Source organism: Streptomyces sp. NPDC060002 (genome assembly GCF_042737245.1).
In the GTDB taxonomy this organism is placed as follows: domain Bacteria; phylum Actinomycetota; class Actinomycetes; order Streptomycetales; family Streptomycetaceae; genus Streptomyces.
Map to the genome: position 1 here is coordinate 45,359 of NZ_JBHWUW010000002.1, position 13,508 is coordinate 58,866.

General features: G+C 70.6%; 13 protein-coding genes. 7 read left to right on the forward strand and 6 right to left on the reverse strand.

Going from position 1 to position 13,508, the window contains the following annotated elements; translation table 11 throughout:
* Window positions 1-12: 12 nt before the first annotated feature.
* Window positions 13-450: a DUF3052 domain-containing protein gene (locus tag ACFWBD_RS02690; RefSeq protein ID WP_020126915.1), complete on the reverse strand. Its 438-nt coding sequence runs from the start codon at window positions 448-450 to the stop codon at window positions 13-15.
* 406 nt (window positions 451-856) lie between these two features.
* On the opposite strand from ACFWBD_RS02690, the gene aceE reads away from it, so the two are divergent.
* Together aceE and ACFWBD_RS02700 are read left to right on the forward strand one after the other, a co-directional pair.
* Window positions 857-3,604, forward strand: coding sequence for a pyruvate dehydrogenase (acetyl-transferring), homodimeric type (gene aceE, locus ACFWBD_RS02695; RefSeq protein ID WP_385661634.1), 2,748 nt, complete (start codon window positions 857-859; stop codon window positions 3,602-3,604).
* Window positions 3,605-3,715: 111 nt separating this feature from the next.
* The gene (locus ACFWBD_RS02700; protein WP_385661637.1) at window positions 3,716-4,522 is read left to right on the forward strand and encodes a potassium channel family protein; all 807 of its coding nucleotides are present in this window, start codon (window positions 3,716-3,718) and stop codon (window positions 4,520-4,522) included.
* 73 nt (window positions 4,523-4,595) lie between these two features.
* Here the strand turns inward: ACFWBD_RS02700 and ACFWBD_RS02705 are convergent, their stop codons facing one another.
* Entirely contained in the window at window positions 4,596-4,901 is a 306-nt protein-coding gene (locus tag ACFWBD_RS02705) for a small hydrophobic protein (RefSeq protein WP_385661639.1), read from the reverse strand.
* 230 nt (window positions 4,902-5,131) lie between these two features.
* The gene (locus ACFWBD_RS02710) at window positions 5,132-6,751 is read right to left on the reverse strand and encodes an MFS transporter (protein WP_385661642.1); all 1,620 of its coding nucleotides are present in this window, start codon (window positions 6,749-6,751) and stop codon (window positions 5,132-5,134) included.
* A gap of 67 nt (window positions 6,752-6,818) precedes the next feature.
* Here ACFWBD_RS02710 and ACFWBD_RS02715 point away from each other — a divergent pair, with 67 nt between their 5' ends.
* The 3 genes from ACFWBD_RS02715 (at window position 6,819) to ACFWBD_RS02725 (ending at window position 9,732) form a co-directional block, all read left to right on the forward strand.
* Window positions 6,819-7,445 carry a TetR family transcriptional regulator gene (locus tag ACFWBD_RS02715; protein ID WP_385661645.1) on the forward strand — a complete coding sequence of 209 codons (627 nt, stop codon included), beginning with the start codon at window positions 6,819-6,821 and terminating at the stop codon, window positions 7,443-7,445.
* Between the two features lie 141 nt (window positions 7,446-7,586).
* Window positions 7,587-8,804 (forward strand): alpha/beta hydrolase, encoded by a 1,218-nt coding sequence (locus tag ACFWBD_RS02720; RefSeq protein ID WP_385661649.1) that lies wholly within the window; start codon window positions 7,587-7,589, stop codon window positions 8,802-8,804.
* A gap of 58 nt (window positions 8,805-8,862) precedes the next feature.
* Window positions 8,863-9,732 (forward strand): DUF4429 domain-containing protein, encoded by an 870-nt coding sequence (locus ACFWBD_RS02725; RefSeq protein WP_385662249.1) that lies wholly within the window; start codon window positions 8,863-8,865, stop codon window positions 9,730-9,732.
* A 31-nt stretch (window positions 9,733-9,763) separates the two neighbouring features.
* Here the strand turns inward: ACFWBD_RS02725 and ACFWBD_RS02730 are convergent, their stop codons facing one another.
* Window positions 9,764-10,780, reverse strand: coding sequence for an aldo/keto reductase (locus ACFWBD_RS02730; RefSeq protein WP_385661652.1), 1,017 nt, complete (start codon window positions 10,778-10,780; stop codon window positions 9,764-9,766).
* On the reverse strand, window positions 10,777-11,271 hold the full coding sequence (locus ACFWBD_RS02735) for a MerR family transcriptional regulator (RefSeq protein ID WP_385661655.1): 495 nt from the start codon (window positions 11,269-11,271) through the stop codon (window positions 10,777-10,779). The genes ACFWBD_RS02730 and ACFWBD_RS02735 overlap by 4 nt, the downstream gene beginning before the upstream one ends.
* 97 nt (window positions 11,272-11,368) lie before the next feature.
* Here ACFWBD_RS02735 and ACFWBD_RS02740 point away from each other — a divergent pair, with 97 nt between their 5' ends.
* Both ACFWBD_RS02740 and ACFWBD_RS02745 read left to right on the forward strand, forming a co-directional pair.
* Complete coding sequence (locus tag ACFWBD_RS02740; protein WP_385661658.1) at window positions 11,369-11,839, forward strand: GNAT family N-acetyltransferase; 471 nt, start codon at window positions 11,369-11,371, stop codon at window positions 11,837-11,839.
* Between the two features lie 33 nt (window positions 11,840-11,872).
* On the forward strand, window positions 11,873-12,694 hold the full coding sequence (locus ACFWBD_RS02745) for a serine hydrolase domain-containing protein (RefSeq protein WP_385661660.1): 822 nt from the start codon (window positions 11,873-11,875) through the stop codon (window positions 12,692-12,694).
* A gap of 68 nt (window positions 12,695-12,762) precedes the next feature.
* On the opposite strand, the gene ACFWBD_RS02750 is transcribed toward ACFWBD_RS02745, so the two are convergent.
* A complete protein-coding gene (locus ACFWBD_RS02750) occupies window positions 12,763-13,425 on the reverse strand; it encodes a pirin family protein (RefSeq protein WP_385662252.1) in 663 nt (220 codons plus the stop codon).
* Window positions 13,426-13,508: the final 83 nt, after the last annotated feature.

A 13,508-nucleotide genomic window follows, 5' to 3' on the forward strand; every position in this document is an offset into this window, starting at 1 on the left:
ACTCCCTGGACGTCACTTCTTGGACTTCGCGGCCTTGGGCGTCACCAGCCGGCTGCCACTCCAGTCCTTGCCCACGCTGACGCTCTTGCTGGCCGACAGACCCGCAGTCGTCGAGGCTTCGGAGATGTCGCTCGGCTCCACGTATCCCGTACGGCCGGTCTTCGGCGTCAGGAGGAGGATCGACCCGCCTTCTTCGATGTACGTGGTGGCGTCCACCAGCGCATCCGTCAGGTCTCCGTCATCGTCGCGGAACCAGAGCACCACGGCGTCGGCGACGTCGTCGTAGTCCTCGTCCACCAGATCGCTGCCGATGACTTCCTCAATGGACTCGCGGAGCTCCTGGTCGACGTCGTCGTCGTAGCCGATCTCCTGGACCACCTGCTCGGGCTGGAAACCCAGCCTGACGGCAGGGCTGGTCCGCTCCTCCGCGTGGTCCGCGGTCGCGCTCACGGGTTGCCTCCTGATCATGATTCGGGAATAACTCAGCCACGCGCGTGCGCGAGGCATTGGCCGTAGTCCACACGGGCGGGGCGGATCGCGCAAGTACCCGGCGGTTCGGACCGCCGAAACGGTGACGATCCTGGCCGTGTCGACGCAACTCCAGGCACGCGATTCGGACGGATGGTGACGTACACCACACCCATCTGCCCTGTTTGCGTATTTGAGAACCATCCAAGGGTACGAGATTCGAACGAGTGCCGGTTACCTCGGGGTAGAGATGACGTTTGCGGCCCCTAGGTACACGATGGGGGGCGGTGCAGGCACGGGAGAGTCGGCGAGACACCCCCGCGAGGCGTCCGCGAGGCGCGAACGAGAAACACCGTCCCACACAGCCCTCTGACAGGTAAGGAACAGCGTGGCTTCCGGATCCGATCGCAACCCGATCATCATTGGCGGCCTTCCGAGTCAGGTTCCTGACTTCGACCCCGAGGAAACCCAGGAGTGGCTCGACTCCCTCGACGCCGCGATCGACGAGCGCGGCCGGGAGCGGGCCCGCTATCTGATGCTCCGGCTGATCGAACGGGCCCGCGAGAAGCGCGTGGCCGTGCCCGAGATGCGCAGCACGGACTACGTCAACACCATCCCCACCAGGGCCGAGCCCTTCTTCCCGGGCAACGAGGAGATCGAGCGCCGGATCCTCAACGCCACCCGCTGGAACGCGGCCGTGATGGTGTCCAGGGCCCAGCGGCCCGGCATCGGGGTCGGCGGCCACATCGCCACCTTCGCCTCCTCCGCGTCCCTCTACGACGTCGGCTTCAACCACTTCTTCCGCGGCAAGGACGAGGGCGACGGCGGCGACCAGGTCTTCTTCCAGGGCCACGCCTCCCCGGGCATCTACGCGCGCGCGTTCCTGCTCGACCGGCTGAGCGAGCACAACATGGACGCGTTCCGCCAGGAGAAGTCGAAGGCGCCGCACGGCCTGTCCTCGTATCCGCACCCGCGTCTGATGCCGGACTTCTGGGAGTTCCCGACCGTGTCGATGGGCCTCGGCCCGATCGGCGCGATCTACCAGGCGCGGATGAACCGCTACATGCACGCGCGCGGGATCGCCGACACGTCGAAGTCGCATGTGTGGGCGTTCCTCGGCGACGGCGAGATGGACGAGCCGGAGTCGCTCGGCCAGCTGACCATCGCCGCACGTGAGGGCCTGGACAACCTGACCTTCGTCGTCAACTGCAACCTCCAGCGCCTCGACGGCCCGGTGCGCGGCAACGGCAAGGTCATCCAGGAGCTGGAGTCGGTCTTCCGGGGCGCCGGCTGGAACGTGATCAAGCTGATCTGGGACCGCTCCTGGGACCCGCTGCTCGCGCAGGACCGTGACGGCACCCTCGTCAACCGGATGAACACGACGCCGGACGGCCAGTACCAGACCTACGCCACCGAGTCCGGCTCCTACATCCGCGACCACTTCTTCGGCGACGACCAGCGGCTGCGCGCGATGGTCGAGGGCATGACCGACGACCAGATCCTGCACCTGGGCCGTGGCGGTCACGACCACCGGAAGATCTACGCGGCGTTCAAGGCGGCCGTGGAGCACACCGGCCAGCCGACGGTCATCCTCGCCAAGACGGTCAAGGGCTGGACGCTGGGGCCGAACTTCGAGGGCCGCAACGCCACCCACCAGATGAAGAAGCTGACGGTCTCCGACCTCAAGGGCTTCCGCGACCGGCTGCACCTGCCGATCTCCGACAAGGAGCTGGAGGGCGGCCTCCCGCCGTACTTCCACCCCGGGCGGAACTCGGAGGAGATCCAGTACATGCACGACCGTCGCAAGGGTCTCGGCGGTTATGTCCCGACCCGGGTCGTGCGCTCGAAGCCGCTCGCGCTACCGGACGACAAGACGTACGCGAGTGTGAAGAAGGGCTCCGGCCAGCAGTCCATCGCGACGACCATGGCCTTTGTGCGACTCCTCAAGGACCTCATGCGGGACAAGGAGCTCGGCAAGCGCTTCGTGCTGATCGCGCCCGACGAGTACCGCACGTTCGGCATGGACTCCTTCTTCCCGAGTGCGAAGATCTACAATCCGCTCGGCCAGCAGTACGAGGCGGTGGACCGGGATCTGCTGCTCGCCTACAAGGAGTCGCCGACCGGGCAGATGCTGCACGACGGCATCTCGGAGGCCGGCTGCACGGCGTCCCTGATCGCGGCGGGCTCGGCGTACGCCACCCATGGCGAGCCGCTGATCCCGGTCTACGTCTTCTACTCGATGTTCGGTTTCCAGCGGACCGGCGACCAGTTCTGGCAGATGTCGGACCAGCTGGCGCGCGGTTTCGTCCTGGGTGCGACCGCCGGCCGTACGACCCTGACCGGTGAGGGACTCCAGCACGCGGACGGCCACTCGCAGCTGCTCGCCTCCACGAACCCGGGCTGTGTCGCCTACGACCCGGCGTTCGGTTTCGAGATCGCGCACATCGTGCGGGACGGTCTGCGCAGGATGTACGGCGGTTCCGACGAGCATCCGCACGGCGAGGACGTCTTCTACTACCTGACCGTCTACAACGAGCCGATCCAGCACCCGGCCGAGCCGGACGACGTGGACGTCGAGGGCATCCTCAAGGGCGTCCACCGCTTCAGCAAGGGCACCTCGGGGGCGATCCCGGCGCAGATCCTCGCGTCCGGTGTGGCCGTCCCCTGGGCGGTCGAGGCGCAGAAGATCCTCGCCGAGGAGTGGAACGTCAAGGCGGACGTCTGGTCCGCGACCTCCTGGAACGAGCTGCGGCGCGAGGCCGTCGAGGTCGAGCGGCACAACCTGCTGCACCCGGAGGAGGAGCAGCGGGTGCCGTACGTGACGCGGAAGCTGACCGGGGCCGAGGGGCCGTTCGTGGCCGTCTCGGACTGGATGCGGTCGGTGCCGGACCAGATCGCGCGCTGGGTGCCGGGCAGCTACCAGTCGCTGGGCGCGGACGGTTTCGGCTTCGCGGACACCCGGGGAGCGGCTCGCCGCTTCTTCCACATCGACGCCCAGTCGATCGTCGTGGGGGTGCTCACGGAGCTGGCGAAGGAGGGCAAGGTCGACCGGTCGCTGCTGAAGCAGGCCGTCGACCGGTACCAGCTGCTGGACGTGTCGGCGGCGGACCCGGGCGCGGCGGGCGGCGACGCGTAGTCGCTCCGCTGGGAGGCCGGTGAGTATCCGCGGGTCGTCGGGGTCTGGTCGCGCAGTTCCCCGGCGCCCCTGACGGGGCTCACCGGCCCCTCGTTTTCATACGATGCGGGCATGCAGGAGAAAACGGCACAGGACCGGTGGGAGCTCTGGACCCAGCGGCCGTTGCTGGCCCTCGCCGTGGTGTTCGCCGTCGCCTACGCCGTGCCGATCGTGGACACCTCGGCCGACCACACCCTGACCACCGCCTGCACCGCGGTGGAGTGGGTGGTGTGGGGGGCGTTCGCCGCGGACTACGTGGTCCGGCTGGCGCTGACGCCCGACCGGCGGCGGTTCGTGCGGACGCACTGGCTGGACCTGTGCGCGGTGGTGCTGCCGCTGGCACAGCAGCTCAAGCTGCTGCGGCTGGTCTCGACGCTGCTGCTGGTCGGGCGGCGGGCGCGGATGGCCTCGCAGATCCGGATGACCACGTATGTCGTGGGGGCGGTCGTCGGGCTGCTGATGTTCGGGTCCCTCGCCGTGCTGTCGGTCGAGCGGGAGTCGCCGGACGGGAACATCCGCACGCTGGGTGACGCGCTGTGGTGGTCGTTCACGACGATGACGACCGTGGGGTACGGGGACCACGCGCCGACCACCGGGCTGGGGCGGATCATCGCCGTCGGGCTGATGCTCTCCGGGATCGCGCTGCTCGGTGTCGTGACCGCGAACATCGCCGCGTGGTTCATCGCCCGGTTCGACAAGGACGACGTCGAGGAGCGCGCCCAGACGGAGGCGATCCTGGCCCTGACGCGAGAGGTACGCGCCCTGCGGGCGGAGGTGGCCGCGCTGCGGGACGGGCCCGAGGGGGCATTGCGGGACGGGCCGGACGGAACGCTGCGCCCCGGACCCCCGCCCGTGCCGACCCACCAGCCGGCCCGGTAGGCCGACGGGCGACGGTCGGCGCTACCGTCGGACGAGAAGGCCGGAATCCCCGGGCTTCAGCCCGAGGAGCAAGTCAGAGCAGCCCGTTGCCCGTGCCCGCCGCTCCCGCCAGCCAGATGATCGCCAGCAGGGTGTCGATCGCGCCGAGGGCGACGGCGACCAGGGCAGGTACCGGACGGGAACCCGCCCAGCTGCGGCCCATGGCCAGCCAGCCGCAGACGATCGCCGCCGGGCCGAGGATGATCCCCAGCGCGAAGAATCCGGCGATCGCACAGACGACGCCGACGATGCCCAGCGTCGCGCGATCCGGCCCGGTCCGTGACCCCATGCGGCCACGTGAGCGGGGGTACCTGCGCGTGCCGTTTCCGAAGCCGGCCATCGAACAACTCCCTGGATTCCGGGGATGTGTTGTTCCTCGGGTACCCGCGACACGCGGAACATTCCCCGCGGTTGCCGGGCAGTCGGCGCGCTGTCCCCCTCCGGCAGCGCGCCGCGGCCCTGGCCGCCCTCCCATCCGGAGGGCTTGACCCACTGTGACCTGTGGCGCGCCCCGGACGCGAGGAACCTTTAGCGTCGTCACCCAGATAGGGGAAACCTGTTGAAGTTCCGTCAGATGTGACCCACGCCCGCGCCCGCCTCCGCGTTCTCGCCCCGTTTGGTGAGCAGCGCGACGAACACGGCGACGACCGCCACCCCGGCGGCGACCAGGGAGGCGAGGCTCATCCCGGAGATGAACGTGTCGTGGGCGACGTCCGTGATCTTCGCGGCGATCGCTTCGGGGGTGCCCTTCGCCACCGGCGCCACGCCGACCTGAACCGCCTCGGAGGCCTGGTCGAGCTGGGCGGGGGTGAGCTCGGGCAGGCCCGCGCCGGTCCAGTTGGCGGGCAGGTCACCGTCGACCTTGGAGGCCATCACGGCACCCAGGACGGCGGTACCGAGGCTGCCGCCGATCTGCATGGCCGCCTGCTGGAGACCGCCCGCGACGCCGGACAGCTCCATGGGGGCGTTGCCGACGATGACCTCCGTCGCGCCGACCATGACCGGGGCGAGGCCGAAGCCCAGCAGGGCGAACCAGATCGACATGAGGCCGCTGCCGGTGTCCGTCTCCAGCGTGGACATGCCGTACATGGCGATCGCGGTGGCGGCCATACCGCCCGCCAGCGGGATCCGCGGGCCCAGCTTGGTGATCGCCGCGCCCGCGAGCGGGGAGCCGACGATCATCATGCCGGTCAGCGGGAGAAGGTGCAGGCCCGCGTCGATCGGGCTCATGCCGTGCACGTTCTGGAGGTAGAACGTCACGAAGAACAGGCCGCCCATGAAGGCGATCGCCATCAGGACCATGAGGACCACACCCGCCGACAGCGGGACCGAGCGGAACAGCGCCAGCGGGATGAGCGGCTCCTCGACCTTCGTCTCCCAGAAGGCGAAGGCCGCGAAGAGCACGGCGGAGCCGACGAGGAACGCCCAGGTCAGGCCGTCGGCCCAGCCCCAGGTCGGCGCCTTGATCAGGGCCCAGACCAGGCAGAACATCGCGCCCGAGAGGAAGGCGATGCCGAGCAGGTCGAAGGAGCGGGGGGCGTTCTCGGCGCGGTGGTCGAGCAGGATCACCACGCCGAGGACGAGGGCGAGGGCGCCGACCGGCACGTTGATGAAGAACACCGACTGCCAGTTGACGTGCTCGACGAGGACGCCGCCGAGGATCGGGCCGCCGGCGGTGGACGCGCCGATGACCATGCCCCACAGGCCGATGGCCATGTTGAGCTTCTCGGCCGGGAAGGTCGCGCGCAGCAGACCGAGCGCGGCCGGCATCAGCAGGGCGCCGAACAGGCCCTGGAGGACGCGGAAGGTGACGACCAGCGCGATGCTGTCGGAGAGGCCGATCGCGCCGGAGGCGGCCGCGAAGCCGACGACGCCTATCAGGAACGTCTGACGGTGGCCGAAGCGGTCACCGAGCTTGCCCGCGGTGATCAGGGAGACCGCGAGGGCGAGGAAGTAGGCGTTGGTGATCCACTGGACCTCGGCGAAGGTGGCGCCCAGGTCGCTGGCGATGGCCGGGTTGGCGATGGCCACGATGGTGCCGTCGAGGGCCACCATCATGACGCCGACGGCGACGGTGATGAGGGTGAACCAAGGGTGGCCGCGCAGCCCCTTGGTGAGCGGGCCGTCCGGCGGGTCCGCCGGTCCCTTGCCGCCCGGTCCCGTCGCGTCGATGGTCGTCTGACTGGTCATGCGTTCGAGATTAGTGACAGCCGCTGACAATTGACAAACGAGTTCATAAGTCGGTAACTGACACATCATGGAAACTCTGCGTGAGCGCAAGAAGCAGCGCACCCGGGACGCGCTGCTGCGCGCCGCGGTGGAACTGTTCACCTCGCGGGGATACGAGCGGACCACGGTCGACGAGATCGCCGCCGCCGTCGACGTCTCGCAGCGCACGTTCTTCCGCTACTTCACGGGCAAGGACGAGGCCGCGCTCGCCCTGGTGGAGATGACGGTGGAGCGGTTCGTCGAGGCGGTGCGCGAACGCCCGCCGCACGAGCCGCCGATGGAGGCGCTGCGCCAGGCGGTGCTGGACGGCTGGCACTCGATCAACGAGGTCGTCGAGTCCGTCGTACCCGTGGAGCTGTATCTGCGCATGTACCGGGTGATCGAGTCGACGCCGGTACTGCTCGCCGCGCATCTGCGGCGCTCGGCGGAGGTGGAGGAGGACCTCGCGCGGGTGATCGCCGAGCGCGAGGGGCTCGACGTGGACGCCGATCCGCGACCGCGGCTGGCGGTGGCCGTGTTCAGCGGCGTGATGCGGGTGACGGAACGGCAGTGGACCACGGGCGCGGACTTCAGCCTGGACGGGATCCGCGTGCTGACGTCCCTCTATCTCGACGGGGTGTCTCCCGCCCTGCTGGGAGACTGGCGCGAGGCCTGAGGACGTGGACGCCTGACGGACGGGAACATCTGACGGCCATAGGCCGTAAAGAGCCTTATGACCCATGCCATGCTCACTGAAACGTGATCCCCGTCACTTGGGTCACCCGAGACCCTCCCGTTCTCCTAGTGTGTCCTTTCAGTGACTTCCTTCGGCACCTCCCCGCAACTCAACGTCTGGCGCGCACTGGCCGCCCTGGCCGTGGTGTTCGTGATGCTGGCGACCACCGGCTGGACGGCCCTGCGCCACCAGCGGGAGACCACCGCCCTGCAGACCTCGCGCTCGGAGTGGGAGCACGGTCGGCTGGCCGGGCACCGGTTGCCGGACCCCGGCTCCGCCCCCGCCCGGCTCGCCCGCTTCTTCGCCTCGCTGACCGCCCCGCAGCGGACCGTGCTCGCGCACGACTATCCGCTCGCGGTGGGCAACATGAACGGCGCCCCCGCCGAGCTGCGCTACCTCGCCAACCGGGTGGCACTGCTCCAGCAGGTGCGGCTCGAGCGCACCCGTACGCACGACAGCCGGCTCACGCCCTCGGGGCAGCGGCTGGCCGGCCGGCGCATGCACCGCTACGAGTCGATGAGCACCGCCGGCCGGCAGATCCTCGCCTTCGATCCGGAGGGTTCCGGCCGGGTCGCCGAGGTGTTCGGCAGCCTGGACAAGGCCGAGCGGATCTCCGTCGTCGTCCCCGGCGTCGACACCGACCTGCTCACCTTCCAGCGCACGAACCGCAAGTACTCGGCGCCGGCCGGCATGGCCGAGGCCCTGTACGCGGCCGAGCGCGAGGCGAGCCCCTCGACGCGTACGGCCGTGATCGCCTGGGCCGACTACACCTCCCCCGACGGCCTCGGCATCGACTCGGCCACCGCGATGCGCGCCGAGAGCGGCGCCGTCCGGCTGAACGCCCTGCTGACGGCCCTGCCGGGCAGTGCGCCCGTCTCGATGTTCTGCCACAGCTACGGCTCGGTGGTGTGCGGGGTCGCCGCGCACACGATGCCGGACCGGGTGGCCGACATCGCGGTGGCCGGCAGCCCCGGGATGCGGGTGGAGAACGCGGCCCAGTTGGACACCGACGCCCGGGTGTGGGCGATGCGGGACGCCGACGACTGGGTGCAGGACGTGCCGCACCTGGAGGTCGGCGGCCTCGGGCACGGCGAGGACCCGATGGCGCGGGAGTTCGGCGCGCGGGTGCTGTCGGCGCGGGAGGCCAAGGGCCACGGCGGCTACTTCGAACCGGGTACGGACAGCCTGCGCAACTTCGCCGAGATCGGCACCGGCGCGTACCGCTCGGTGGAGTGCGCCCACGATGATGCCGCCTGCACGGTGGGTTTGTCCGATACGACTGAGGCCGGACGCGCGTAGAGACGCAGGAATTGCGGGGCGCGCGGGGAGGGGACGAAGAATGGGTGTCCCGCATACGATGAGCCGCATGGGTGACGTACTGGCCGGAATTCATGCCGCCTGGGAGTTCGATTCCGACTCCGTCCTCATCCGCTACCAGCGGGGGCTGCGCACGCCCAAGCTGCTGTCGGCACTGGGCGAGCGCCGGATTCCCCTGGCGGCCATCGGCCGGGTGACGCTGACCGCCGGCAAGCGTGGGACGGTCGTGCTCCAGGCGGAGCCGAGGCCGGGAGCCGATCCGTTGATGGAGGCGGCCGCGGGACAGCTCAAGGAAGGGTGCGACCCGTACCGGCTGGTGCTGCCCGCCGAACGGGAGACGCTCGCCGAGTACTACGCCGACGAGCTGCGGTCGCGGTTGACCGACTCCGGGCCGGCGGAACGGTTCCTGGTGGACGCGCCCGAGGCGCCGCTGTCGTTCAAGGCGTACGACGGCAAGGCCTCGTTCGACGGGCGCACCGTGCGGTTCCGGTGGTTCTGGACGGGGGCGTCGTCGGCGAAGTGGAAGGCCGGCGACCAGAGTTTCGCGGTGTCCGCGCTGAGCGGGGTCGAGTGGCGCTCGCCCGAGGTGTTCGAGGGCCATCTGCGGCTGCTGCGCGGCGAGGCCGCTCCGGCCCAGGCGGACCAGGATCCGGCGGCCGTCGTCTTCGGGCTGGGGTACGGGCCGGTGCACGAGTCACTGCCGTTCGCGGCGGCGGTCCTCGCGGCGGTCCGCGGACGCGGATCCGCGTTTGCGGTCCAGGCGGCGGCTGTCCCGGCCGCGGCCGTGCCGCGCCGGGACCCCGCCGACATCGCCGAGCGGATCCGGCACCTCGGGGAGCTGCACCTGGCCGGACTGGTCACCGACGAGGAGTTCTCCACGAAGAAGGCCGAATTGCTGGCCGAGCTCTAAGGCGGGCCAGAGGTGCTGCGGACCCCGGCTCTCACTCGCGTCCGGCGGACGTGAACCTCATGTCCGGGTAACGGTCGCCTGCCACCTTGCCCGCGATGGGCTCCAGCAACGCCAGTTCCGCAGGCGTCAGTTCGATGGTCGTCGCCGCCGCGTTCTCCTCGACCCGGGTGGGCCTGCGGGTGCCCGGGATCGGGACCACCGACAGGCCGTGGACCTGGGACTGCTGCTGGACCCAGGCCAGGGCGATCTGGCCGGGCGTCGCCCCGTGGGCCTCGGCTATCGCGCGGACCGGGTCCAGGAGTGCCCCGTTGGCCGTGGCGTTGTCGCCGGTGAAGCGGGGCTGCTGACGGCGGAAGTCGTCGGCGGTGAGGTCCTGGTCGGCGTCGGCGAAGGAGCCGGTGAGGAATCCCCGGCCGAGCGGGGAGTACGCGACCAGGGTCACGCCCAGCTCGCGGGCCGCCGGGACCACCTGGGCCTCGATGTCGCGGCTGAACAGCGACCACTCCGACTGCACCGCGGCGATGGGATGGACCTCCTGGGCCGCGCGCAGTTCGGCGGCCGTCACCTCGCTCAGGCCCAACTGCTTGACCTTGCCCTCGCGCACCAGCTCGGCCATCACACCGACGGTGTCCTCGATCGGCACGTTCACATCGCGCCGGTGCATGTAGTAGAGGTCGATGACGTCGACGTCCAGCCGCGTCAGGCTCGCCTCGACGGACTGACGGATGTAGGGCGCGTCGTTGCGGATGATCCGCCGGGTCGGGTCGTCCGGCGGGACCGCCAGGGCGAACTTGGTCGCGATCACGACCTCGTCGCGGTGGGCCTTGAAGAACGGGGAGAGGAACTTCTCGTTCTCGCCCGCGCCGTACGCGTCGGCCGTGTCGAACATCGTGACGCCCAGCTCCAGGGCGCGTTCCAGGGTGGCCTCGGACTCCTTGGCGTCCGGGGGGCCGTAGGCGAAGCTCATGCCCATGCAGCCGAGGCCCTGGACGCCGATCTCGGGGCCCTGCCCGCCGAGTCGTGCCGTCGGGATCCTGTGGTCGGTCATCGGGCGGTCCCTTCCGTTTCGTGGTACTGGACACCGGTGGCGTCCGCGTAGAACGTGATCTTCCGGTCGAGCACGGCGAGGGTGTCCTGGAGTTCGGCGATCCGGGCCCGGACGTCCCGCCGGGTCGCCTCCAACAGCTCGTACCGCTCGCGGAACGTGCTCTCGCCCTCCCGCACCAGCTCGGCGTACCGCACCATGTCGGCGACCGGCATGCCGGTCAGCCGCAGCTTCCCGACGAGGTCGAGCCAGTCCAGGTCACGGTTGCTGTAGCGGCGCTGGCCGGTGTGCGAGCGGTCGATGTGGGACATCAGCCCGATCCGCTCGTACCAGCGCAGGGTGTGGGCGGTGAGGCCGGTGAAGGCGACGACCTCGCTGATCGTGTAGCTGTCCTTCCCGTCCGGACGGGGGTGCCGCGGGGGTGGCGCGGAGCAGACGTCCGGGGGGTTCGGGGTTTGCTCGATGGTCACGGGCGTGGTCTGCAACACCGTCATGACCTCCACGCTATGGCCTTGGAGTGCGCTCCAAGCAAGCGGAAACGGTAAGAAAACCGGGGGACGCGGCCAGATCACGCTGGTTAGCGTGCGGGACATGAGTCTTGTACGCCGTGCCCTGCCCGAGGACGCCGCCGAAGTACTGCGGCTGCGCCAGGTGATGATCGACTCGACGTTCTCGGTGGACGCCTCCACCGGCTGGCATGCCGAGTCGCTGCCCACGCTGCGGGAGCGGCTGTCCGAGCCGGACGGGGACTTCGCGGCCTTCGTCGTGGATCACCCGGAACGGCCGGGGACGCTGGCCGCCCTGGTCGTCGGGACGATCGAGTACCGGATCGGCCGGGCCGGCAACCCGCGGGGGATCATCGGTTTCGTCTTCAGTGTCGCCACCGACCCGGACGCGCGCCGCCGCGGGTACGCGCGCGCCGGCATGGACGCGCTGCTGGACTGGTTCCGGGCGCGGGGCGCCGTACATGTCCACCTCACCGCCTCCGCCGACGCCGCCCCCCTCTACGCCTCCCTGGGCTTCAGGCCCAAGCCGGACCCGTTGCTGGAGCTGCTGCTGTGAGCCGCGCGGGCCGGACGGCATAGGGTCGACGGCATGTCGTTGAAGAGCCTCGCGTCGATCGAGAGCTGGCCGGTCTCCTCCGCCTCGGCGGGTGTCGTACGGGCCGACGGTACGGTCCTGGGGACCCATGGCCCGGCCGACCGGCGTTTCCCGCTGGCCTCGGTCACCAAGCCGCTCGCCGCGTACGCCGCCCTCGTCGCGTACGAGGAGGGGGCGATCGAGCTGGACGAACCGGCCGGGCCGCCCGGGGCCACGGTCCGCCACCTCCTCGCGCACACCTCCGGGCTGGCCTTCGACGAGCACCGGGTGACGGCGCCTCCCGGGGAGCGGCGGCTGTACTCCAACGCCGGGTTCGAGCAGCTCGGCGACCATCTGGCGAAGGCGACGGAGATCCCGTTCGCGGAGTATCTGCGGCAGGCGGTGCTGGAGCCGCTGGGCATGACCGGCACCTCCCTGGAGGGCTCTCCGGCGAAGGACGGCGTCTCGACGGTCGAGGACCTGCTGCGGTTCGCCGCGGAGGTGCAGGCGCCCCGGCTGCTGGATCCGCGGACGGTGGCGGCGGCGACGACCGTGCAGTACCCGGGGACGAAGGGCGTGCTGCCGGGGTACGGGCACCAGAACCCCAACGACTGGGGGCTCGGCTTCGAGATCCGCGACTCCAAGTCACCGCACTGGACGGGGAGTTCCTCCTCGCCGCGCACCTTCGGGCACTTCGGTCAGTCCGGTACGTTCCTGTGGGTCGATCCGGAGGCGGGCGTCGCCGGGGCCGCTCTCACCGACCGGGCGTTCGGGCCGTGGGCGGTGGAGGCGTGGCCCGCGTTCACGGACGCGGTGCTGGCGGAGGTGCGGGGCTGAGGGTTCCCGCCCCCGGACCTGGGGCTGCCGCCGCCGGACCCCCGCTGTCGGCCTGAACGGCCTCGTCCTCAGACGCCGGACGGGCCGAAGATCCACGCCAGCAGTTCGGCGCCCGTCACCCCTTCCGCCTCCAGGTCCTTCGCGTCCGTGATGCGGGCCGCGTCGCCCCGGCCCAACCGCTCGCCGTCCAGCAGGACTTCGCCGCGTACGACGTGGACGTAGACGTGCGGCGCGTCCGGCACCGCCGTGCGCTCTCCCGCGCCCAGTCGCCGTACGTACAGCATCGCTCCCGCCTCGGGGACGGCGTACGGGGTGGAGTCGGCGATGCCGCGGACCGTCTCGTAGGACGGGTCGCCGCCGGGGCCGAAGGGGGCCAGCCACATCTGGACGAAGGCCAGGGGCACGTCGGCGTCGTTGCGTTCCACGTGCCGCACGCCGCCCGCGGAGCTGAGCCGCTGCACGTCCCCGGGCCGGACCACGCTCTCGTGGCCGGCCGAGTCACGGTGGGTGAGCTCGCCCTCGACGACCCAGGTCACGATCTCGGTGTGGCTGTGGGGGTGTTCGTCGAAGCCGGCGCCGGGCGCGAGGCGCTCCTCGTTGCAGGCGATCAGCGGGCCGAAGCGGAGGTTGCCGGGGTCGTAGTGGGAGCCGAAGGAGAAAGCGTGCCGGGTGTCGATCCCGGCGGCCGGGTCCCCGCCTCGGTAGCGCTCGTCGGCGCGCCGTACGTCCATCACGCGTCAACGGTAGACCCGCCCCCGCCCGGGCGACGACCGTGGGACGACCGCGCGCCGCCCCCGCCCGCGACCCGGCGGCG

What these genes read in the sequence shown, in the direction of transcription:
- ACFWBD_RS02710 (WP_385661642.1), bottom strand. Translation starts at nt 6,751, where the DNA reads ATGACCAGTCAGACGACCATCGACGCGACGGGACCGGGCGGCAAGGGA.
- ACFWBD_RS02715 (WP_385661645.1), top strand. Translation starts at nt 6,819, where the DNA reads ATGGAAACTCTGCGTGAGCGCAAGAAGCAGCGCACCCGGGACGCGCTG.
- ACFWBD_RS02730 (WP_385661652.1), bottom strand. Translation starts at nt 10,780, where the DNA reads ATGACCGACCACAGGATCCCGACGGCACGACTCGGCGGGCAGGGCCCC.
- ACFWBD_RS02740 (WP_385661658.1), top strand. Translation starts at nt 11,369, where the DNA reads ATGAGTCTTGTACGCCGTGCCCTGCCCGAGGACGCCGCCGAAGTACTG.
- ACFWBD_RS02700 (WP_385661637.1), top strand. Translation starts at nt 3,716, where the DNA reads ATGCAGGAGAAAACGGCACAGGACCGGTGGGAGCTCTGGACCCAGCGG.
- ACFWBD_RS02745 (WP_385661660.1), top strand. Translation starts at nt 11,873, where the DNA reads ATGTCGTTGAAGAGCCTCGCGTCGATCGAGAGCTGGCCGGTCTCCTCC.
- ACFWBD_RS02750 (WP_385662252.1), bottom strand. Translation starts at nt 13,425, where the DNA reads ATGGACGTACGGCGCGCCGACGAGCGCTACCGAGGCGGGGACCCGGCC.
- ACFWBD_RS02735 (WP_385661655.1), bottom strand. Translation starts at nt 11,271, where the DNA reads ATGACGGTGTTGCAGACCACGCCCGTGACCATCGAGCAAACCCCGAAC.
- ACFWBD_RS02705 (WP_385661639.1), bottom strand. Translation starts at nt 4,901, where the DNA reads ATGGCCGGCTTCGGAAACGGCACGCGCAGGTACCCCCGCTCACGTGGC.
- ACFWBD_RS02725 (WP_385662249.1), top strand. Translation starts at nt 8,863, where the DNA reads ATGAGCCGCATGGGTGACGTACTGGCCGGAATTCATGCCGCCTGGGAG.